The following is a 20,693-nucleotide window of genomic DNA, read 5'->3' as shown; positions in this document are numbered from 1 at the left end:
TCCATTGATAGAGGCTGTCCCATTCATGCTGGCCTCCTCACTCCAGCCAGCATGATGAATCAGATTTTCGCTCCTTTGGGAATCCCTGGCGATTCGAAACGCTCGAAATCCGCTCTAGAGCCGTCAAAGGATACACATCTCCGTAGCCGACGGTCGTCAATGTCGCAATCGACCACCACATCGCACGGGGAATGCTGCCAAAGGTCTCGGGCTGGATCGCCCCCTCGATCAGATAAAGCATTGTCGAGGAAACAAGCAGCAAGACACCAGCAATTCCGACACTCATTGCCAATTCATAGCGGCGGGAACGCAGAGCGATACTGATTGCGTCAAAAGCTTTCGAAAAACGCCCGAGCCGCGCCACACGTAGAATCCGCATCAGCCGAAAGAGGCGGAGCAGGAAGGCTTCACTTCCAAGAAAAGCAAGAAAGAGAGGCAAGAGGGCAAGCAGGTCGATTATCGCTGCCGGAGACAGGGCATAGCGAAGCCGGCCCGTCACCCCGCGATAGGCTGGGTTCTCGGCGGCAATCCACAACCGGGCGAAGTATTCAATGACAAAAGCCGCGGTGAAAATAATTTCGGCGACAAAGAAGACGTTTTGATAATGCCCATATATGGTCGGCTCGCTCTCCAGGACGGCAACAGCCGTTGCCGCAAGGATAAGAAGGGCTATCGCTTTGTTGACAGGTGACAAGCCGGTTTTTGGCCAAGCACTTGGTTCAAGCAGTCTGTATAGAAACGCACGCGTCATTTGACTATTTGCCATTTCCTCGAGCCCACCGGCTTGGGCATGCACAAAACTGAGGAAAATTATAGGGAAGAAAAATTACTCACTCAACCACCAGCACCGGGGGAAATAATTAGAACACACATCATTGTCCTATCAAAAATCATCCCTGGCCAGAGGGTACAGAATAAAAACTGCCCTGAGAAGCGACTGAAGGCAGAGGACGGAAGCATAGGGGCTCAAGGTGGTTTTTGCCGTCTATTCTTGTGTTCTTTGTTTACATAATAGTCCCCAAGTTATGATCAGACCTATAAAATATCTCTTGGCGGGACAGTTGCCCCCACGAGCGTAGCTACGGGCGCCGTGGTGGAAGATCGTTAATCCTTACCAAGGGCGGAAGCAGGCAAGGCCTGTCTCCGCCCCCTCTGCCGAATAGGGTCATTCGATGATTTCACAGCCTTTTTCGGCAAGGACCCGATCCACCCAGCTCCGATCCAGCTTGCCTGCCAAAGTTGCTTCAAGCTGTCGCTGTTCTGCCTGATTCTTTGCGCGCGCCTTCTCAAGAATCGCCTCCGCCGATAGGCGCGGAACCGCCAACAAGCCGTCTGCATCGCCCAGCATCAAATCGCCCGGAGCGATCAGCATTCCTTCTATGCTGATCGGAAAACCGATTTCTCCGGGCCCGTCACGATAGGGCCCTCTGTGAGTCACACCCAAGGCGTAGACTGGCAGGTTGAGACGCAGGAACGCCTCGCGATCGCGCAGAGCACCATAAATCACGATGCCCGCCACGCCGCAGACCTTGGCATGAACCAACATCAGTTCGCCGATCAGCGAATTGGTCAAATCTCCGCCAGCATCATGCACGATGACATCGCCCGGCTGAGCCATGTCGATCGCCTTGTGGAGCATGAGATTGTCCCCCGGCCGGCTACGCACCGTCAGGGCCGGTCCAGCCAGAACACCCTCGCGATGCATGGGCTGCAAATGATTGCCGACACCGTTCAGCCGCTGCATGGAATCGCTGACATTGGCAACAGGAAGGCTGCGGAAAGCCTCCACCAAGCTGCTTTCCACCCTGGTCCAGCTCTTCTTAATACGGAAACCTTCGCTCATTTGGAATGTCCCGTCTTCTGTAGGATCATAGGACTGATCCGTGATGATCTTCTGGCATCATCCCTACGGTTTCCGGCTTCTTCTTCAGGCGTTTAAAAAGTTTCAAGGCATTGCCCGAGAAGATCATCTTGCGGTCTTCCGCGCTCAGATAGGGACTGGCTTCGATATAGCGTCGGGTATCGTCGAAGAAGTGCCCGGTCTCAGGGTCCACACAGCGGACCGCGCCGTGCATTTCCGAAGCAAACAGCACATTCCGGACGGGCACCACTTGGGAAAGCAGGTTTATTCCCGGCTGATGATAGACGCAGGTATCGAAATAAAGGTTGTCTCCCATCATCTCCGCAGGTTCGGGCCGTTTCCGGTCGATGGCCAAGCCGCGGTAACGCCCCCAATGATAAGGCACGGCCCCTCCGCCATGGGGAATGATGAAGCGCAGGCCGGGGAAGAGCTTGAAAATGTCAGACTCAAGAAGCTGCATGAAGGCAGAAGTATCGGCGTTGATGTAATGGGCCCCGGTGAAGTGAAAGTTAGGATTGCAGGACTGGCTGACATGGATCATTGCCGGCACCTGAAGTTCCTCCAGCTTCTCGTAAAGCTTGAACCACCAGGGATCAGTCAGCGGCGGGTCAGTCCAATAGCCGCCGCTAGGATCGGGGTTAAGGTTACAGCCGATAAAGCCCATTTCCTCGACGCAACGGACGAGTTCTGGGATCACATTCTCCGGGGGGCAGCCAGGCGATTGCGGCAATTGGCATACGGCCGCGAAGTTGTCGGGGTAGAGATCACAGATTCGCCCTATGAGGTCGTTGCATATCCGCGACCATTGTCGGCTCATCCTTTCATCACCAATATGATGCCCCATGCCGCCAGCGCGCGGCGAAAATATGGTCATGTCGATGCCGCGCTCGCGTTGCAGCCGCAACTGCGTCTTCTCAAGGCTTTCGCGTATCTCGTCATCAGTGATTACCGGACCGGCGGGATCAGAGAGTTTCGACAGGTCACCTTTCACATCTATCTGTTGCCTGCGCCATTCTTCGAGTGCGGCCGGAGCAGTGGTGTAGTGACCGTGACAGTCAATGATCATGAGAACCTTCCATGCAGATGGCTTCGTGGTCTGACGGACTGGACAGCGCTCAGGACGAGACTCGCCGCCGTCTGATCAGTACGGATTTCAAAAGAGGGCCAAACAGGGCGGATGCCAGGAGCAGAATGCTGATGGCCAGCGCAACGACGCTGATCGTGCTGCTGAAGAAGTACGAGATATCCCCTCGCCCCATCAGCATGGCCCGGCGCAGATTTTCCTCCAACATCGGGCAGAGCACGAAACCGATCAGCAACGGCGCCGGCATAAAGCCCTGCCGCCTGAGGACGTAGCCAATCAGGCCGAACAGAAGCACCACCACGATATCCTGGACACTGTTGGCAATGCTGTAGGAGCCGACACAGATCAGCACAACAATAGAGGGATAGAGATATCGATAGGGGATGTTCAGAAGCGACACCCACAGACCGATCAAAGGAATATTCAGAACCAGCAACAGCAGGTTGCCGATCCAGAAGCTCGCCACCAAGCCCCAGAACAGGCGTGGTTCATTTTCAATCATCAGCGGGCCTGGCACAACGCCATGGATCATCAGCGCGCCGATCATGATCGCCATTGTCGGCGTCCCCGGAATGCCAAGGGCCAATGTCGGTATGAACGCCGTCTGAACAGCGGCATTATTCGACGCTTCGGGAGAAGCCACGCCTTCTATGGCACCCTTGCCGAAGCGTTCCGGCTGCCGAGACAGCTTTTTCTCGTTGGCGTAGCTGAACAATGCTGCAACCGAAGGGCCAGTGCCGGGCAGCGGGCCAAACAGGCATCCGGCGGCCGAGCCGCGCAACATCGGCCAAAATATCCGCCGCCAATCGCTACGGCTGGGTATCATCGACCGGAACGAGATACTCTGGCGAACCTTTGCCCCGGCGGTCTTCACGGACAGGATGATTTCGGAAACTCCGAACAACCCCATCGCCACCGGCACCAGCGAAAGGCCGTCGAGCAGGTGTGCGGAACCGAAAGTGTAGCGTTCCACACCATCATAAATGTCGATCCCGATCGTGCCGATCAGCCCGCCAAGCAGAATCATTGCGAAGTTCTTTTTCGGATCCGCGCCCCCTATCGCAGAGACAGCCACGAAACACAGCACGATCAACGCGAAATATTCGGCCGGCCCGAAAGCGAGAGCGACATCGACAATGAGCGGCGTGAGGTTGGACAGCACCAGAATTCCAATACTGCCGCCAACAAAAGAGGCGATGGTCGTCACGAAAAGTGCAACGCCGGCACGGCCCTGCTGCGCCATCGGATAGCCGTCGATGCAGGTAATCGCGTTGGAAGGCGTGCCTGGTAGGTTGAGCAATATCGAAGCGGTCGAACCGCCATATTCTGCGCCGTAATACACTCCTGCCAGCATCACGATCCCAGTGAGCGGATCCAGTGCGAAGGTCAGTGGCAGGAGCAGCGAAATTGCCGCCATCGCACCAATACCGGGAATGACGCCGATTGCGGTTCCTAGAAAAACCCCCGCAAAGCAGGCAATCAGGTTCTCGATCATCATGGCCGTGGACAGGCCAAGCAAGAGATTCTCCATGGTCAGAATCCCCTGATGGCCTTGACCGGCAGACCCAATCCCATTGAGAAGAGCGACCAGACAGCGAAAGCGAATATAAGTGCATAGACGAGGAAGGGTGCGATGCGGCGTTCGGACTGCCCGAGATAAGCGGCCACCATCGATGCCAAGGTGGCGGGGATGAGGCCAAAGCGTTCAACGGAGAGAATGAAAAGCAAGACTGCTGCAGAGATTGCAAGCAACGGGCGAAGCTCAATGCCTGATGTCTCGGTATCTTGCTTGAATGTAAGGCCCAGCAGTGAAATCAGCACGATGCCGCCAGACAATATCAACGGCACGGTAGCGGAATCGATCCCCGATCCGCCGCCTGCCTGATAGCCCAATGCCATGAAGAAAGCAGCAGCACCGCAAATGCCCAGAAGGAGCCAAGTTGCGTTCCTCGTCATCATCCACCTCGGGCTTGAATGATCTTGTTTCGTCCCAGAAGGACAAGCGTGGAAAGAGGCAGCGCTGCTAATGGAAGGCGGGTCTGTCGAGGACCTCTTTCCACCAATCAAGTTGTCCTTTGATGTATTCGCCGAAGGCTTCGGGTGATTCCGACACGGTGGGTTCAGATCCCAAGGCCGCCAGTCGTTCGTTCACCTTTTCAGAATCCACCATCGTCGTCATTGCCTCGTGCAGGCGCGCAATGACATCGTCGGGCGTACCCGCCGGCGCCAGCAGGCCGTACCACGACCCCATCTCGAAATCTTCGAGACCGGCTTCCTGAGTGGTGGGAACGTCAGGCAGAAGCTTGCTCCTCGTGGCGGAAGCAAGGGCAAGGGGACGCAAAGTTCCTGAAGTCACATGGGGCAAGATTGCAGGAATGTTATTCATGTAGACCTGGATACGGCCTGCCACGACATCATTCAGCGCATCGCCGGCGCCTTTGTAAGGAATATGGGCGAGGGACGATCCGGTACGTTCGTTGAACAATTCCCCGGCGACATGAGCCACCGTTCCGACCCCGCCCGAGGCAAAATTGAGGCGTGAGCCAGAGGACGAGGACGTCAGAGCAATCAGCTCCTCCAGATTCTGCGCTTCTACGGAAGGATGCACCACCATCAGGACGGATGAGATTACCGCAACGCTGACGGGAGCGAAATCCTGGAGCGGGTCATAGCCAACTTCACGCAGGTTTGGGTTGACGGAATGCGTGCCCGTCACGCCAAACAGCAAAGTGTAGCCGTCTGGCTTGGCTTTCGCGACGACACGTGTCCCGATGGTGCCTCCACCGCCGCCGCGATTTTCGATCACGACAGGTTGTCCCAGTTCTTCAGTCAGGTGATCGGCGATCACCCTGGCGATCACGTCGGTGTTGCCTCCAGCAGAGAATGGCACAACGATGGTCACGGACCGTTCAGGATACTGGGCGGAAGCGCCAACTGTGGATACGACAGAGGCAGTAAGGGCGGCGAGCGCCAGCCCGCAAATTTTTCTAAGCATTTTTTCCTCCCTTTTGTGAAACAGTGGACCATAGGAGGAGGCTGACCAGCCATGACAATCTCGCGATGTCCCTGCGAATCTCTTTATGGCAGGGAGGGAGGGTGGTCCTTGCCCAGTTGTGACGGGAGAAAGAACACCTCTTTTATATAAGAAAAAACAACAGGATATGGATTCACCCATTCATAATTCCGGCCATCGTTCTTCCCTTCGCTTTCGGTTCTTTCTTTTAAGCGTGGCAAGACCGGACAGAACCGGGAGATCCTTCAAGGGAAGAAGCGGATGAGACAGGCACAGTTGGCGACCATCTCACTGCGGCATTTCGGTGCCTTCGTCGCGACATTGGAAGCTGGTCGTCTATCCGGAGCAAGCCAGCAGGTTCGGCGCAGTCCGTCAGCGATTTCGCGTTCTATTGCCATATTGGAAAAAGCCTTCGCCTGCCCTCTGCTGATCCGGTCGAACCCAGGAATCACCCTGACACAAGAAGGACGGCTGGTTGCTGCACGCTGCAGCATCATCTTGGCAGAACTTAATAGCTGCCGGGATCTTCTTGCCCGCTCTTCACGTGTCCCACCAAGGGACAATGCTGCAATATTTTCGATGCAAGTGGATATTTCCCATTTACGCGCAATGATCGCGGTCCATGACTTCCGATCTGTGCAAAGGGCAGCGTATTATCTGTCGGTTTCTCAGCCTGCTGTTTCCTATTCCATCCGCCTTCTCGAGAGGGATCTTGGAATAGAGCTTTTCTCGCGCATGCCCAAGGGAATGATCGCCACGCCAGCAGGCATCACATTCAGCGTCACTGCGCGCCGGATACTGGCGGAGATGTCGAAAATGTTCGACGACGTACAATCTGCCCAGGGTGTCTCGACGGGTCTGGTTTGTGTGGGTGGCTTGGCCTATTCACGCAGTGCAGTCCTGCCCGAAGCCATCAAGCGGACCTTGACGCAGCATCCGCAAATCATTGTCCGAACTGTGGAAGGCCCCATCGAGACGCTGCTCGCGTCCCTGCATGGCGGTGAAGTCGACGTGATCATCTGCGCCTACCCCGACAGAACCTTGCTCGAAGGAATAAAAGTCGAACCGATAGCCCTGGATCCCATGGGATTTTTTGTATCGCGGGATCATCCTTTGGCCGGTAAAAACCACCTCCCGGCAAAGGCGATGCTGGATTTCCCTTTCATTCTGCCGCCCGCCGGAAGCATGACCCGCAAGCTGCTGGAGGATTTCTTCCTGAAGACCGGTGGCACACTTCCCCGCGGCAGGGCTGAAACGAGTTCCTATTCCGTCGTGCGCAATCTCTTGCTGGGTTCAAATCACATTGCATTCCGCTCAATGAGGGAGTTTGCTTCTGAATATCCCGATGAAAAGATTGTACCGATCAATCTGGATTTCACACCGCCCCACAGAACGATCTGCCTGTTACAGCGCAGCGGCACAAGTCTGACGGCTGCCGTGCGGGACTTCCTGGATGTGGTCCGTCATGTCGCAGAGCCAAATTCGCAGGCAGTACTTCATCAGGCACTCGCCCCGGAGCCGCCCGTTGCGTAGCGTCCTGCTTGAGAAAACCGGTCTCGTCAATGACTAGCACCCCCTCGGTCTCCGCCAGCGTTGCGAGCACATAGTCACGTACGACATCCCGCAGAGCATCGGCGTTCCAGCGGCTACGGCCTAGCACACTTTGTTGCCGCCATGGCTTGGCATCGCCCGACGCCTCGGCTCGAATCCAGCCGGTTTTGCGGCGCTCTGAGCAAAGCAATACATCCAGAAACGAAGCGGCCGACGAGGCAACGCTGAGATGGGAAAAAAGCGGCGCAATCCGCGCCTAGGTCTCACGCAGCTCTGTCGACCACAGATCCAGGGATTCTTCGACGGGTACACCGGACATTCGAGCCTCCTCTGATATCCGGTGAACAGTTCAGCAGCCAAAACCGTGCAACTGTAGTGCTAGGTCGGCATCTTCGCCCTCGGCCGCTTATCAGGCCAAGGCGGCCTTCAACAGAGGGATACGTTTTTTCAGCATGTCCCATTGAATCAAAAGCCCCCGCCAGAGGCGAGGGCTTTGTCAGTAATCTGGGGCCTGGACATCTCCTTGCCTTTTTCATTGCCGTGCGATTCCGCCCCCTCAGCCTTGGGTTTCGGCGCGATACCAGTCAAGAATCTCGGCCCCTGTCCACATCACCACGCCCTCATGGCCGAGAATATGGTCATAAAGGGCTTCCAGGTATTTGATGCGGTGCGGCACCCCCGTCAGGTAAGGATGGATCGAGATAGCCATGACCCGGGGCGCCTTGGCGCCATCCTGATACAGACGGTCGAACTGGTCGCGCCCGCGCCTCAAGATCTCGTCCGACGGCTGCTGCTGGACGGCGCTCATCACCACGTCGTTGATCTCTACCGTATAGGGAATGGAAATCAGGTCGCCCGCCCGCGTCTTGATGGGAACCGGCTGTTCGTCAAGCACCCAATCGGCGACATATTCGATTCCCGCTTCCGCAAGCAAATCCACCGTCTCGTCGGTCTCGGTCAGGCCCGGGCTTTCCCAGCCCCGGGGGGGACGGCCGGTGAAGTCGCTGATGGCCTTGATCGTGTCCGCGATGGCAGCACGCTGATCTTCCACCCTGTGCATCGGCTTCTGCACGAAGCCATGTCCCATGAAATCCCAGCCCGCATCCCGGGCGGCGGCGCAGGCCTCGCGATATACCTCGCAGGCCGTCCCGTTGACCGCGAAGCTGGCCTTCAGGCCACGCTCGCCCAAGACGTCGAGGAAACGCCAGAAACCGATCCGCATTCCGTATTCATGCCAAGCCCAGTTGGGCACATCCGGCAGCAAAGGCTGTCCCATCGGCGGCGGCAGGACCGTCCGGGGCATGGGGGCCTGCGGGCTCCAATTCTCGACATTAACGATCGTCCACACCGCCACCCGGGCATCCCCCGGCAAGCGCAGCGCACGACGCTTATGGATCGGCTCGTAAGGAACACGAGCGCGCACGGAAGTTCCTGGATCGCTGGTCATGCTATTCACCTCGTTCCAACAAAATTATTTCTCATGCCGCCCTGGTTCACATGCCCTGGGCACCGCCGCCCCATGGCTGGAAGGCAGCAGAAACCGACTGCGGGCTGCCGTCAGCATGGCGCAGCAGAAGTGTCAGCAGGACTTTCGCCTTGAGCCCGTCAAGCCAGCCGGCACGGATCAGGCCGCGCCGCTGCAAGTCGATTTCACTGCCCGGAAAGCCATAAGTGCGGCACAGGACCTCCCCCGCCCCCGTGCGCGACGCCAGGATGACCGGCATTTGCCTTGCCGCCCGCTCCAGCGCCTCCGCCACGGCGGGAGCGACATGCCCGCCGCCGGTCGCCTCGGCCACGATTCCCTTGAAACCCGCATTACAAGCCGCATCGATGAGGGCGCCGTCATCCCCCAACCCAACCGTGATCAGGGCCACCGGCGCTTCTTCCCCATCCGGCTCCCAGGGGAGGGAAGGAATCGGCTCCAGCCGCAGGGGAATCCGCACCCTCCCCTCCGCGACCCAGCCGATGGGGCCTGCCACGGGAGAGGAGAAGGCGGCTGGACTTCCCGTATGGGCCTTACGCACGAAACGCGCGGCATGGATTTCATCGTTCATCACGACCAGGCATCCCAGGCCGCGCGCCGCCTCGCTGAGGACGACCTGGACGGCAGCCAGAAGATTCGCCGGACCATCCGCCCCGGGCAGGGTCGGATTGCGCATGGCGCCGGTGACGACCACCGGCGCCTCGCCGCCGAGCAGGCGGTCCAGCGTGAAGGCGGTCTCCTCCAGGGTATCGGTACCCTGCGTCACCACAACGCCGCAGGCCCCCGCGGCAAGCTGTTTCCCGATTTCTTGGGCCAGGGCTTCGAGATCGTCGAAGGAAAGATGCGCCCCCGGCTTCTGGCGGAAGGAAAGGGCCTGGATATCGGCCAGATCCTGCAAAGCCGGAACGGCCGCAACCAGCATTTCGCCGGTCAGGGTGGGCACGACTCCGCCCTGGCCGCTTTGGGTCATCGCGATCGTACCGCCCAGGGAAAGGACGGCGACTTTAGGCTTTGACATTCTTGGTTCCTCCGGCCTCACCGTCCTTCGCCCAACAGTCGCAGGGCCGTGCCGCAGCACATATGATGATGTTCGTCATGTGTAATGCCGGGTACCGCGTCGAGGGTCTTCAGCGGCTCCTGGTCGGCCATGTCGAAAGGCGAATCAGTGCCGATGACGATGCGGTCGGCGCCGACCAGATCGATCAGATAGCGCAGGGCCTGGGGCTCGAAGACCAGACTGTCGAAATAAAAGCGGCGCAGCAGGTCCTTGGGATCGGACTTGGTGCAGGCATGAGTTTCCGCGCGCACCTTGTGGCCATGCATCAACCGGCCGATCTGGTAAGGCGTGAAGCCGCCGCCATGGGCCAGCAGGACCTTGAGATCGGGCAATTCGTCAAGCACGCCGCTGAACATCAGATTCGCCGCGCATACGGCCGTATCCAGTGGGTTGCCGAGAAGATTGGTCAGGTAGTAATCCTCAAGCCCTGCCTTGGCGCCGACATAGTAGGGATGGGCGAAGACGAAGACGCCCAGTTCCGAGGCACGCCGCAACAGGGGACGGAAACGTTCCTCTGCCAGTTGCGCCCCCTCGACCGAGGTGCCGATCTCGATCGCCTTGAAGCCGTATTCCCGGACCACACGCTCCAGTTCGGCCACGGCGGCATCGGGATGCTGCATCGGCACGCTGGCCATGCCGCGCAGTCGGCCCGGCTTGGCCGCCACCATGTCGGCCACACCGTCATTCACCAGCCCCGCAACCTTGAGGGCCAGATCGGCATCGGCCCAATAATAGAACATCGGCGGGGCGGGCGAGATCACCGAGACATCGATGCCCTTGCGGTCCATCGATTCCAGTTTGGCCTCGGCATCGAAGAATTCCTGAAACAGCGGATAGACATAGCCTTGGTCGTGCACGACCCGCCGGCTTGCCCCCTCGCCTTCAATACGCGCCGCGAAGTCCAGGGGATTTTCCGTGATCGCCTGGACGATGCGGGGCGGGATGACGTGACTGTGAAGATCAATACGCATGATTTAGCTGTACCTTTTTGCCTCGCCGTCGTCGGAGAACCAATCGAAGGGTTCCTTGGACAGGTTCACGATCACGTTCTGGATCTGCGTGTAATCATGGTAAGCGGCAATGCCGTTCTCGCGGCCGATGCCGCTCATCTTGAAGCCGCCCCAGGGGGAGGCCGGATCGATGCGGTGGTGGTCATTGATCCACACAATGCCCGCCTCGATTTGATGGGCGACGCGGTGCGCCCGGCGCACATCGCTGGTCCAGACGCTAGCTGCCAAGCCGAATTCGGTGCCATTGGCGAGCGCCACGGCTTCGTCCTCGTCATCGAATGGCAGCACGCAGACGACCGGCCCGAAGATTTCTTCCTGGGCGATCCGCATGTCGTTCCGGACATCGGTGAAGATGGTCGGCAGATACCAATATCCCCGTTCGTAAGGCGCTCCCTCGGGCCGGCGCCCGCCAGCTGCCAGCGTCGCCCCTTCCTCTATGCCGATGCGGACATATTTCTCGACCACTGCACGCTGACGCTCAGAAATCAGGGGGCCGACCTGGGTCTTCAGGTCCTGCGGATCGCCCAGGCGCAAGGCTTGGGTGCGGGTGACCAATTCGTTCACCACCTCGTCATGGATTGAGCGGTGGACGAGCAGCCTCGCCCCCTGCACGCAGGTCTGCCCGGTCGCCACGAAGGAGGCGAACATGACCGCACTGACAACGGCGCGCGGGGAAATGTCGGGAAAAGTCACCACCGAAGCTTTGCCGCCCAATTCGCCGGCAAAGCGCGTCAGGTTCCGGCCGGCCAGCGAGGCCACGGTTTTTCCGGTTTCCGTGCCGCCGGTCAGGTCGATCTTGCGGATACCGGGATGGGTGGTCAACGCCGCCCCGGCGCCAGCCCCGAAACCGGGCACGACATTGTAAACGCCATCGGGCACTCCGGCTTCGCGCATCACCTCGCCCAGCAGAAGCGGCGTCAGCGGGGCCAGTTCGCTGGGCTTGACCACCATGGTATTGCCTGCCGCAAGCGAGGGCGCGACTTTCTTCGTCAGGATCAGAAGGGGATGGTTCCAGGGCGTAATATGCCCCACCACGCCCAGCGGAACCCGCCGCGTGTAATTGAGGAATTGGCCGCCAAAGGGCGGCACCGTGTCTTCATGAGTGCGCGCCAGGGCGCCGAAATAATCATACCATTCCGGCAACCGTGCAAGCTGTGCCGCCATTTCGCGGCGAGCCCGCCCCGTCTGCTCGACCTCAATGTCGATGAATTCATCCAATCGGCGACGCAAGATCTCGGCGACACGCGCCATGATATGGCCGCGGGACTCGGCTGATGCCTGCCCCCATTGCTGGAAGGCACGCTGCGCCACGGCGACGGCGTGATCGACATCCGCCGCGTCGCCTTCGGCAACCTGGGCGATGACCTCTTCATTCTTCGGATTTTGAACAGAGAAGGTTTTCCCGGATGAAGCCAGTACTTCCTTTCCATCAACCCACATACCCCATGAACGTCCTGTCATCTCTTTATTCATAGGAATTTAATCCTTTACTAACGTGAGCTGCTGACTTGCCCGCTTCCGCGAAAGGGTTCCGATCAAACCTTCAGAGGCGTTTCAGCAGCGCCGGAGGTCACGATATCGGCAAAAGACGCCACAGCCCGGGAAATCCTTTGCCATGCCCGCTGCCATCTGGATCCTACTTAAAGCGGCTTGTTCGCCGCCTCGATCTTGATCTCAACGACGGCCGTGGTTCCCCCTCGCACGATGGCCAGGGCTTCTTCGAGAACGGCATCGAGTTCGCCGGGCTGATCGACCTGCTTGCCCCAGACCCCGCAGGCTTCCGCCAGACGGGCGAAATTGGGCAAGTCGGGAAGTTCGGAGCCGACCCAGCCCGTTTCGGCCATGACGCCTTCGGGATAACTGTCGCGGGAGGCAAGGCGAACCGAGTTATAGGCATTGTTGTTCAGGATCAGGATCAACATAGGCAGCTTGTAATGTTTCGACACCCACAGCGACGCCGAGGGAACGCCGAACATGAAGCTGCCGTCACCAAGAACGGTCACCACCGTCTTCTCGGGGGCCGCCATCTTCGCCCCGATCGAAGCACCCAGACCCCAGCCCAGGAAAGTGCCACCATTGCGGGAATAGGTTCCTTCTTCATTGGGCAGGAAGCCATAGGCGAATGGATTGCCCGAGGTCACGGCCTCTTCGATCACATTGGCCTCCGGGCACAGCCGGGTCAGGGCGCGGCCAATCTGGAAGGGCGTGATGGCATTGCTTCCTTTGCGCGAAGCTCCCTTTTCAAGATCGGCGAACATCTCTTCATGATGACCGCCGACCTTGGCGCGGCGTGCCTCCAGAGCTTGCTGTTCCTCCTTGGCCAACGAAGCGGAAAGCTCCCGCGCGGCCTGCGCCAGCGACTGAAGCCCCGGCTCCAGGCCGCAAGCCAGCACCTGATCAGTGGGAAAGCCCCAGATCACCATTTCCTGCTTGATCGGATCGGGCCCCATATGAATCACCCGGACGCCGGGACGAAGCGGACGATCGGCGGGAACCCAGGGCACGTCATGATCGACGACCAGGATCACATCGGCCTTTTCGACCCATTTTTCCGGATTGAAGCCCAGATGCAGGGGATGTTCCAGCGGTGCGCTGAAACGACCGCGATATTCGGTGATCGGCACCGCCAGGGCCTCGGCAAATTCCACCAGTGCTTCCCGCGAGGCGCGGGTCCGGCCGCCATATCCCGTAATGATCAGCGGGAAGTCGGCGCGCGCCAATTCCTCGGCCACGCTCCGGGCGACATCGGCGGACAGGCCGGGCAGCTTCACCGGCAGGCAGCGCTGTGGCCCCAGCATCATCGCGCTGTCGATCTCTTGCATCAGAACTTCGCGGGGGAAGCTCATATAAACCGGCCCCTCGGGCTCGGACTGGGCGATCTGAAAGGCGCGATCGACGGCCGGGCCGATGGCTCCGGCATGAGTCACGTTGAATATCCATTTCGCGTAATTACGCACCAGGGCTGCCTGATCAGGCACATCCTGCTGCCAATTGACGAATTTCGTGCGCGAACCGGGAATGCGGGAATCCAGAGTCGACGGGCTGAGACCGGCACATAGCAGCACAGGAATGCGCGAGGCGCGGGCATCATTGAGGCCGCCGGCGGCATTGGCGGTACCGACATCCACATGGACGAAGGCGATCTGCGGCTTCCCGGAAGCGACGTAATAGCCTTGCGCGGCGGTCACGGCGACGATTTCATGGGGACAGACGACCAGTTTCGGAACGGGAAGACCGTTACGCTGGCGGCGCGCCCAGGCCTCCTGCAATGGAGGCGTGTCGGTGCCAGGATTCAGGAAGATGGCCTCACATCCCTGCTCAACGACACCCTCTAGAAAATAATCCGCGACAGTAGGCATAAATCAGGCTCCTTTCGAATATTCTTGCAAGGGAATGGCCGAATTCTCTTCCTTCTTCTTAAGAGCGGCGATAAGAAGATGCGCCGTGTCCATCACATGACTTTCGATGATGTCCTGAGCACGTGGGATATCGCCTGCCTTGCAGGCTTCATAAAGATCCCAATGCTGGCGCTGCGGCTCGTCGGAACCTTGCAGGGACATGTACATGATGACGTAGCGACCGACATTGGCACGCAGATTGGCGATTTCCTCGTTCAGCCTCGGCCAGCCGCAGGCGCGATTGATAATGCCGTGGAATCTGTCGTTGAGAGGCGTCCACTGGCGGTCGATCTGTTCTCCCGATTGCAGCAATTCATCCATGTGTTCGAGGACCTGCCGCATCTCGATGAAATCCCGCTCCGTCAGGTTCGGTACGGCACGCTGCAGGGACAGGCGTTCGAGCGAAGCCCGCATGGCGAACAATTCCTCGATATCGTCCGCCGACAGATGGCTCACCTCGACCCCGCGATAGGGATAGAAGGTCACCAAGCCCTGCGCTTCGAGATCCTTCAGCGCCTCGCGCACCGGCATCCGGCTGACATTGAGCTGCGAGGCGATTTCATCCTGATTGAGCCGCATCCCGGCCGGCATCCGCCCATCGCAGATGGCTCGGGAAAGGACGCGAAGAACGGCGTCCTTGCGGCTGAGATGGCCAGAGATGGTTGCCCGATCCTCTTGATCGAATATCATTATCTTGGACTTCCCGCTGATATGCTGAGCTGGGGTACATGTATCCACATGTCGGCCAGGATGGTAGTGCCAGGAATCGGCAGCGGAGCGGGCACCAGCATTACGGAAAGCGGCAGCGGACGGTCCCCCAGCCGGCGTTTCCAGACGCGGCAGCAGTCATGGAACTCAGAAAGATCGGTGTGGTAAAGCTGGATCCGCACCACGTTTTCCAGGCTAGTCCCGGCTTCGTCGCAAAGCCGCTGGACCATGTCTAGGATGTATTCCATCTGGATTTCGGCCGGGCTGCCGAACCAGGGGCGGGACGGGTCGCGCACGATACCGGGAAGCGGGCCGTTTTCATCGGCCGCAACCAAGCCGGAACAAAATAGTAAATCCCCGGCCAGCACCCCCGGCGGCACGCCGTCGAAGGGCGTGCTCACCCCTTTCGGACGCAGCACCTTGCGGCGGGGCGCCGCCTCTTCGGTCAGCGCCACCAGATTGATTTCCAGGCTAGCCTCGCGGCAATTGAAACCCAGCCGCGCGGTGGGAATGACGGTCAGGGCCGGGCCGTCGCTGCCGAACATCTCCAGCCAGGTGCGCAGGAAAGCCGGGGCCTCACGCATATCCGACAGATAGGCCTGGGCCTTGACCGCCTGTTCAAGGCTGGAGCGAGCCGCCGTCAAGGCAGGCTTGAACTTCCGCTCCAGGATGAAGCGGGTTTCCAGCGCCACCGCATGTCCTTTCCAGAGATGCGTCTCGGGCACCCGTGCTGCGGCAGCGATGCCCGCATGCCCCTCTTCCTCGGCCATCTGCCCGGCCAGGAAAACGAAATCCCCTGCCCGCACGACAGGGGCGAAGCCCATGACCGACGGCACGTCCAGCCCATCAGGCGTCATGGGCTCGATGCGGATCCCGGCATCCTCGGCCAGGGCGATCATCTCCACTTCGATCTGCGCATCCGGCAGCAGCAGACCGGGCATGAGGATGGAGGTGCTGGCAGGAATGGAACGTGCGCCCAGGAAGGCCTTGTGACGGGCCACATGGTAATGCGGCACCGCTTTCCAGCTTGAATAATATTGATCCAGGCGCACGACCCGCGACGGCAGGCTACCTCCCTCGGCAAGGATTTCCTTCACCTTCGCAAAGATCGCCTCGGCTTCCTTCTGCGCCGCCGGGAGGCCGGAATAAGGGCGTCCGCCCCCCAGGATCTGCTGGGAAATCCCGGCGGAACCATCCATCGCCAGCAGGCCTGTACCGAAGATCCAGTCGCCAGCCCGCACGCCCAGCGCCAGACGCGGAGCACCGCGCGGGAGGTCGAGGGTCATCAGAGGGGTCACGCTCATTGGACCGACTCCGCGGCAATGCGACCCGCCAAGCTACGGCGCTGTTTCACCGCCCGATAGACGGCATAGGCAAGGACGAAGATAGAGAGCAGCAGGAAAGCCGCAGAGATCGGACGGAGGAAGAACATCTGCAAGTTGGCGCCGGGCAGCATCAGCGAAGAGCGCAGGTTTTCTTCCAAGATCGGACCGAGAATCAGCCCCATGGCAATCGCCAGCACAGGATATCCCCCTTTCTCGCACACATAGCCGACAAGGCCGAAGACAATGGCGACCCAGAAATAATAGACGTGGCCGTAGCTGATCGCCGGGCCGGTGATCGCCACCACCAGGACAATCGGGATCAGGTATTTCTTCGGCGTGCTAGCCAGCCGGGCTACCGGGCCGGTCAGGCCGAAGCCGAGAACCAGGATCAGCAGATTGGCGAAAACGACGGCCCCGAAGATCACGTAGACGAGGACGAGTTGGTCGCGGAACAGGCTGGGTCCAGGGACCAAGCCATGGATCTGCATGGCTCCGACCATCAGAAGCGTGTTAATGTCACCTGGAATTCCCAGCGTCATCAGCGGGATCATGGTTCCGCCGACCACCGCGTTATTCGCCGATTCACTGGCGGCAACGCCGGAGATCGAGCCTTTGCCGAATTCCGCCTTTTCTTCCTTACGGGCGCGGCCCCGGGCGGCGACATAGGCCATGTACGATCCGACTGTCGCTCCGATCCCGGGCAGAATGCCGATGAAGGTGCCTATGATGCCGGACCGGGTGATGTTGCCCCACAGCCGGTTGAGCTGGCGGCAGGCCGTCCACATTCCCGACAAGGCCCGCTGCTGCATATGGCCCGCCCCGGTATTCTCCATCATCCGGAAACCTTCGGCCACGCAGAACAGGCCGATGGTCGCTGGCACGATCGGGATGCCGATCATCAGTTCGGGCATTCCGAAGGTGAAGCGGGGATAAGGTGTCACCGGGTCGATGCCGATGGTCGAGATCAACAGGCCCAGCCCGGCCCCCATCGCCCCCTTCAGCAGGGAATCCGAAGCCAGGGCCAGGACCACCACCACCGCGAAAACGCAAAGGGCGAAATATTCCGGGCCCCCGAAGCGCAGCGCTACCGTAGACAATTCAAGGGACAGAAAGATCAGGAAGACGCAGCTGACGATCCCGCCTAAGGTCCCGGACAGGATAGATACCCCCAGGGCCTCGCCGGCACGGCCCTTCTTGGCAAGCTGATAGCCATCCAGAGCGGTGACGGCGGAAGCCGGAGTTCCCGGCAGGTTCATCAGGATCGCCGGGATTGAGCCGCCATACATCGAGCCGACATAGATACCGAGCAGCAGGATAAAGGCCGAATAGGCTTCGAAGGAAAAGGTAAAGGGAATCAGCAAGCCGATAGCCACGGCCGGTGTCAGGCCGGGAATGGCGCCAATGATGATGCCGCCCAGGACGGCAAGGGTCAGGAGCCCGAAATTCCCCGGAGTCAGAAGGACGGCCAGCGCCTGAAGGATGTTTTCCATAACGGGTTCTCCTTGGCTCTAGGGAAGGAAAAGGTCTTGCAGATCGAACCACTGACCGGGCGGGATCCGCACATCCAGGCCCTGCGCGAAAAGAAAGAAGATTCCCAGCGACATAACCACGCCCATTCCAAGGGCCTTCAAAGGGGCGACGCGCAGCATCATGGCCAGCGCCCCGACGAACAGGGTGGTCGCCAGGATGAAGCCGACTTTCAGAAGCACCAGTGGATAAAGGACACTGAGCACAATAGTCAGAGCAACGCGCTGCACCGCATTCGGCCCGCCTTCCGGGCGGAAGGAGAATAAAGCGCTGGCACCAGCCCGGATTTCCGCCATATTCCCTGAGCGCAGGATCTGAAACAATTCGATCAAGGCGCAGAGCCCTGTCAGGGCGATCAGGATGCGCGGGAACATGGCCGGCCCGCCGGGATCGGAGCCCGACATCGTGCGCAGGGAAAAGCTATCGACTAAAAAGACGACACACAGGAAAAGCGCGCCTGAGGAAACCACGAGCCTGAAGAACATGGGGACTCCCCCCTGGGGCAGACGAAAAGAAAGATCGCGGAGAGCAGCACCTGCCGGAACTGCTCTCCGCAGCATGGCTTAGTCGTTCAGCAACTCGACGATCCGGCCCATGCTTTCTTCGGTTTCTAAAAGCTCCTGGCGATATTCCGCAGCATTCTTCTTGTGCAGCAGCAGGCCGAGATTATTCAGCTCCGCCTCGAAATCTGGGTTTTCCCAGACCTTTTCCATTGCCCCGACCAGCACCTGCTTAGCTTCGTCCGGAATCCCCTTGGGCGCGCCCATGCCATAGGAATGCGGCCACACGACCTGATAGCCTTCGTCCTGGAAGGTCGGGACGCTATCAAAACCCGGAGGCGCCTCGGTGGCGAAATAGGCGAGATATTTAAGCTGGCCGTCCTGCACACCAGGCAGCGAGGGCTTCACCCAGGAACTGATCAAGTCCACATGCCCCCCCAGAAGTGCCGCGTTCATCTGGGGAGAGCCAGGATGGGAAACGACCTGAGCCTCGAACTCGGCTTCTTCCATCCACAGGACGACGGGCTGGTGATGCACTCCCCCGACATTCGAGACGCCGATCGAATACTTGCCGGGATTGTTCTTGGCGTCCTCGGCGAATTCCCGAATATTGGACCAGGGCGCATCGGCCCGCGCCACAATGATCGGCGCTTCTAGCGCAAATCCACCCAGGATTTCGAAATCGTCCACCTCGATGCCCTGCGTCCCGAGCGGCTTGTATTTGGGCAGATCGCTGAGGGCGCTGACGAGGGTATAGCCATCGGCCCGCGCCGTCTTGGCCGTCAGGTAGCCGATCGTTCCCCCGGCCCCCGTTACATTCTTGACGACGACGGATTGGCCCAGTTCCGCTTCGAGATACTTCGCGAAAACGCGCGTCGCCGTATCCGCGCCACCGCCTGCGCTCCACATCACGATCCATTCGATGGGTTTTCCGGGATAGGCAGCTCGGGCTTCCCCGACAGCGGCCATGGCCAACATACCGGCACAGCCCAGTACGGTACCGAGCCTGCGAAGAGATTTTAACGCCATCTCTTGTCCCCCTCTCCTCGGGGCAGGAACTGCGCTCCCGCCGAGTTGATACGATATCCAATATATTAGTCCACATTGATGCAGCAGGGTCAATCCATTTTCGCCCCTTCTATGTGCACTATGAGAAAAGGCTAGAAACAGGGCACGAAAAACGATCTAGGCCGTACACTCATTACGCGGCGCACCAGATGCGCAGGGCGACCAGCTTGACGGCGGCGAGGAAGTTTCGCGGGTCTTTGTCGTAGCGGGTGGCGATCCCCCGGAACTGTTTGATCCTGTTGAAGAACCGTTCAATGAGATTGCGCTGGCGATAGTCCCAGGCGGAAAAGGCGAAGATGCCCTTGCGGTTGGTCCTGACCGGGATGTTGGCCCAGCTTTTGTTCTTCTCGGCCAAGGCCCGAATGGCGTTGCTGTCATAGCCCTTGTCGGCCAGCAGGGTCGAGCCGTCGCCCAATACTCCATCTAGCAAGGCTTCGGCCTCGACGCTGTCGTGAACCTGCCCGGCGGTCAGACGCAGGGTGACGGGGCGGCCTTCCGCATCGACGAGCGCGTGGATTTTGCTGGTGAGGCCCCCACGGGAACGTCCCGTGCCGCCATCATCGAGAGCCCCTTTTTTTCCCTTGGCCCCGTGCTGGTGAACGCGGACACAGGTCGAGTCGATCATGATGATGTCGCCATCGTAGGCCTTGGAGACTTCCTCCTGGAGCCGATCCCAGACGCCCGCCTTACGCCAACGGACGAACCGGTTGTAGCAGGTGGTCGGCGGGCCGTAGCGCTCGGGGATTTCCGCCCAGGGCAAGCCCGTGCGGAAACGTCACAGGATGCCGTTCAGGCCCCGACAGCCATCGGCACGGGGAACGTCACGGGGCTTGTTCGGGAGCAAGGGCTCGACGATCGACCATTCGTGATCCGTCAATTCGTACCGCCGCCGCGCCATCAATCCCCTCCATCCCTGAGGAGATTCTTGAATCACCCCGGCGGACCAGAGGGAAGCCTTTTATGAGTTTACCGCCTAGTATCCTCAATAATGGAGACCTTTGCACGGAAGGCATGATTGTGATTCGATAGCGGCCTGTTCGATCAGCAGGAGAGGCCGTCATGGCACGCAAGCGGATTGGTCAGTTAGGCTGGGCCGATGCGGCAGTTT

The 20,693-nt window shown here is 59.5% G+C and carries 17 protein-coding genes and 2 pseudogenes; 1 reads left to right on the top strand and 18 read right to left on the bottom strand.

Annotated elements, in window-relative coordinates:
• Positions 1 to 37 precede the first annotated feature (37 nt).
• The 6 genes from EPD66_RS22690 to EPD66_RS22665 form a co-directional block, all read right to left on the bottom strand.
• A complete protein-coding gene (locus EPD66_RS22690) occupies positions 38 to 751 on the bottom strand; it encodes an ion transporter (RefSeq protein ID WP_185961576.1) in 714 nt (237 codons plus the stop codon).
• 414 nt (positions 752 to 1,165) lie between these two features.
• Positions 1,166 to 1,843, bottom strand: coding sequence for an RraA family protein (locus EPD66_RS22685; RefSeq protein WP_142850849.1), 678 nt, complete (start codon positions 1,841 to 1,843; stop codon positions 1,166 to 1,168).
• Between the two features lie 25 nt (positions 1,844 to 1,868).
• A complete protein-coding gene (locus tag EPD66_RS22680) occupies positions 1,869 to 2,927 on the bottom strand; it encodes an amidohydrolase family protein (RefSeq protein ID WP_142850848.1) in 1,059 nt (352 codons plus the stop codon).
• Between the two features lie 49 nt (positions 2,928 to 2,976).
• A complete protein-coding gene (locus EPD66_RS22675; RefSeq protein ID WP_142850847.1) occupies positions 2,977 to 4,476 on the bottom strand; it encodes a tripartite tricarboxylate transporter permease in 1,500 nt (499 codons plus the stop codon).
• Positions 4,477 to 4,478: 2 nt separating this feature from the next.
• The gene (locus tag EPD66_RS22670) at positions 4,479 to 4,904 is read right to left on the bottom strand and encodes a tripartite tricarboxylate transporter TctB family protein (protein ID WP_142850846.1); all 426 of its coding nucleotides are present in this window, start codon (positions 4,902 to 4,904) and stop codon (positions 4,479 to 4,481) included.
• Between the two features lie 64 nt (positions 4,905 to 4,968).
• Positions 4,969 to 5,940 (bottom strand): tripartite tricarboxylate transporter substrate binding protein, encoded by a 972-nt coding sequence (locus tag EPD66_RS22665; RefSeq protein WP_185961575.1) that lies wholly within the window; start codon positions 5,938 to 5,940, stop codon positions 4,969 to 4,971.
• A 279-nt stretch (positions 5,941 to 6,219) separates the two neighbouring features.
• Between EPD66_RS22665 and EPD66_RS22660 the strand changes: the two genes are divergently transcribed.
• Positions 6,220 to 7,491, top strand: a complete 1,272-nt coding sequence (locus tag EPD66_RS22660; RefSeq protein WP_142850844.1) for a LysR family transcriptional regulator — start codon at positions 6,220 to 6,222, stop codon at positions 7,489 to 7,491.
• 4 nt (positions 7,492 to 7,495) lie between these two features.
• Here the strand turns inward: EPD66_RS22660 and EPD66_RS24720 are convergent.
• The 12 genes and pseudogenes from EPD66_RS24720 to EPD66_RS22600 form a co-directional block, all read right to left on the bottom strand.
• A pseudogene (locus tag EPD66_RS24720) lies at positions 7,496 to 7,828 on the bottom strand (transposase); the annotation flags it as partial.
• Positions 7,829 to 8,065: 237 nt separating this feature from the next.
• Positions 8,066 to 8,956, bottom strand: a complete 891-nt coding sequence (locus EPD66_RS22650) for a polysaccharide deacetylase family protein (protein ID WP_142850843.1) — start codon at positions 8,954 to 8,956, stop codon at positions 8,066 to 8,068.
• A 46-nt stretch (positions 8,957 to 9,002) separates the two neighbouring features.
• Positions 9,003 to 10,010, bottom strand: a complete 1,008-nt coding sequence (locus tag EPD66_RS22645) for an asparaginase (protein ID WP_142850842.1) — start codon at positions 10,008 to 10,010, stop codon at positions 9,003 to 9,005.
• Positions 10,011 to 10,027: 17 nt separating this feature from the next.
• On the bottom strand, positions 10,028 to 11,020 hold the full coding sequence (locus EPD66_RS22640) for an amidohydrolase family protein (protein WP_142850841.1): 993 nt from the start codon (positions 11,018 to 11,020) through the stop codon (positions 10,028 to 10,030).
• Positions 11,021 to 11,023: 3 nt separating this feature from the next.
• Complete coding sequence (locus EPD66_RS22635; protein ID WP_185961574.1) at positions 11,024 to 12,499, bottom strand: aldehyde dehydrogenase; 1,476 nt, start codon at positions 12,497 to 12,499, stop codon at positions 11,024 to 11,026.
• 200 nt (positions 12,500 to 12,699) lie between these two features.
• Complete coding sequence (locus EPD66_RS22630; protein ID WP_142850839.1) at positions 12,700 to 14,418, bottom strand: thiamine pyrophosphate-requiring protein; 1,719 nt, start codon at positions 14,416 to 14,418, stop codon at positions 12,700 to 12,702.
• Between the two features lie 3 nt (positions 14,419 to 14,421).
• Positions 14,422 to 15,147 (bottom strand): GntR family transcriptional regulator, encoded by a 726-nt coding sequence (locus EPD66_RS22625; protein WP_142850838.1) that lies wholly within the window; start codon positions 15,145 to 15,147, stop codon positions 14,422 to 14,424.
• Positions 15,147 to 16,469 carry a RidA family protein gene (locus EPD66_RS22620; RefSeq protein WP_142850837.1) on the bottom strand — a complete coding sequence of 441 codons (1,323 nt, stop codon included), beginning with the start codon at positions 16,467 to 16,469 and terminating at the stop codon, positions 15,147 to 15,149. Before EPD66_RS22620 ends, EPD66_RS22625 begins: the two co-directional genes overlap by 1 nt.
• Positions 16,466 to 17,980 carry a tripartite tricarboxylate transporter permease gene (locus tag EPD66_RS22615; protein ID WP_142850836.1) on the bottom strand — a complete coding sequence of 505 codons (1,515 nt, stop codon included), beginning with the start codon at positions 17,978 to 17,980 and terminating at the stop codon, positions 16,466 to 16,468. The genes EPD66_RS22620 and EPD66_RS22615 overlap by 4 nt, the downstream gene beginning before the upstream one ends.
• Positions 17,981 to 17,998: 18 nt before the next feature.
• Positions 17,999 to 18,502: a tripartite tricarboxylate transporter TctB family protein gene (locus tag EPD66_RS22610; protein ID WP_185961573.1), complete on the bottom strand. Its 504-nt coding sequence runs from the start codon at positions 18,500 to 18,502 to the stop codon at positions 17,999 to 18,001.
• A 78-nt stretch (positions 18,503 to 18,580) separates the two neighbouring features.
• Positions 18,581 to 19,486 (bottom strand): tripartite tricarboxylate transporter substrate binding protein, encoded by a 906-nt coding sequence (locus EPD66_RS22605; protein ID WP_221931083.1) that lies wholly within the window; start codon positions 19,484 to 19,486, stop codon positions 18,581 to 18,583.
• A gap of 232 nt (positions 19,487 to 19,718) precedes the next feature.
• Positions 19,719 to 20,483 (bottom strand): annotated as a pseudogene (locus tag EPD66_RS22600) (IS5 family transposase).
• Between the last annotated feature and the right edge of the window lie 210 nt (positions 20,484 to 20,693).

Origin of the sequence: Telmatospirillum sp. J64-1 (assembly GCF_006980715.1) — a bacterium.
GTDB lineage: Bacteria > Pseudomonadota > Alphaproteobacteria > Rhodospirillales > Magnetospirillaceae > Oleiliquidispirillum > Oleiliquidispirillum nitrogeniifigens.
Note: the sequence above shows the minus strand (reverse complement) of the source record. Positions and strands in the feature narration are given on the sequence as shown.

What these genes read in the sequence shown, in the direction of transcription:
- EPD66_RS22690 (WP_185961576.1), bottom strand. Translation starts at nt 751, where the DNA reads ATGACGCGTGCGTTTCTATACAGACTGCTTGAACCAAGTGCTTGGCCA.
- EPD66_RS22685 (WP_142850849.1), bottom strand. Translation starts at nt 1,843, where the DNA reads ATGAGCGAAGGTTTCCGTATTAAGAAGAGCTGGACCAGGGTGGAAAGC.
- EPD66_RS22680 (WP_142850848.1), bottom strand. Translation starts at nt 2,927, where the DNA reads ATGATCATTGACTGTCACGGTCACTACACCACTGCTCCGGCCGCACTC.
- EPD66_RS22675 (WP_142850847.1), bottom strand. Translation starts at nt 4,476, where the DNA reads ATGGAGAATCTCTTGCTTGGCCTGTCCACGGCCATGATGATCGAGAAC.
- EPD66_RS22670 (WP_142850846.1), bottom strand. Translation starts at nt 4,904, where the DNA reads ATGATGACGAGGAACGCAACTTGGCTCCTTCTGGGCATTTGCGGTGCT.
- EPD66_RS22665 (WP_185961575.1), bottom strand. Translation starts at nt 5,940, where the DNA reads ATGCTTAGAAAAATTTGCGGGCTGGCGCTCGCCGCCCTTACTGCCTCT.
- EPD66_RS22660 (WP_142850844.1), top strand. Translation starts at nt 6,220, where the DNA reads ATGAGACAGGCACAGTTGGCGACCATCTCACTGCGGCATTTCGGTGCC.
- EPD66_RS22650 (WP_142850843.1), bottom strand. Translation starts at nt 8,956, where the DNA reads ATGACCAGCGATCCAGGAACTTCCGTGCGCGCTCGTGTTCCTTACGAG.
- EPD66_RS22645 (WP_142850842.1), bottom strand. Translation starts at nt 10,010, where the DNA reads ATGTCAAAGCCTAAAGTCGCCGTCCTTTCCCTGGGCGGTACGATCGCG.
- EPD66_RS22640 (WP_142850841.1), bottom strand. Translation starts at nt 11,020, where the DNA reads ATGCGTATTGATCTTCACAGTCACGTCATCCCGCCCCGCATCGTCCAG.
- EPD66_RS22635 (WP_185961574.1), bottom strand. Translation starts at nt 12,499, where the DNA reads ATGTGGGTTGATGGAAAGGAAGTACTGGCTTCATCCGGGAAAACCTTC.
- EPD66_RS22630 (WP_142850839.1), bottom strand. Translation starts at nt 14,418, where the DNA reads ATGCCTACTGTCGCGGATTATTTTCTAGAGGGTGTCGTTGAGCAGGGA.
- EPD66_RS22625 (WP_142850838.1), bottom strand. Translation starts at nt 15,147, where the DNA reads ATGATATTCGATCAAGAGGATCGGGCAACCATCTCTGGCCATCTCAGC.
- EPD66_RS22620 (WP_142850837.1), bottom strand. Translation starts at nt 16,469, where the DNA reads ATGAGCGTGACCCCTCTGATGACCCTCGACCTCCCGCGCGGTGCTCCG.
- EPD66_RS22615 (WP_142850836.1), bottom strand. Translation starts at nt 17,980, where the DNA reads ATGGAAAACATCCTTCAGGCGCTGGCCGTCCTTCTGACTCCGGGGAAT.
- EPD66_RS22610 (WP_185961573.1), bottom strand. Translation starts at nt 18,502, where the DNA reads ATGTTCTTCAGGCTCGTGGTTTCCTCAGGCGCGCTTTTCCTGTGTGTC.
- EPD66_RS22605 (WP_221931083.1), bottom strand. Translation starts at nt 19,486, where the DNA reads ATGGCCGCTGTCGGGGAAGCCCGAGCTGCCTATCCCGGAAAACCCATC.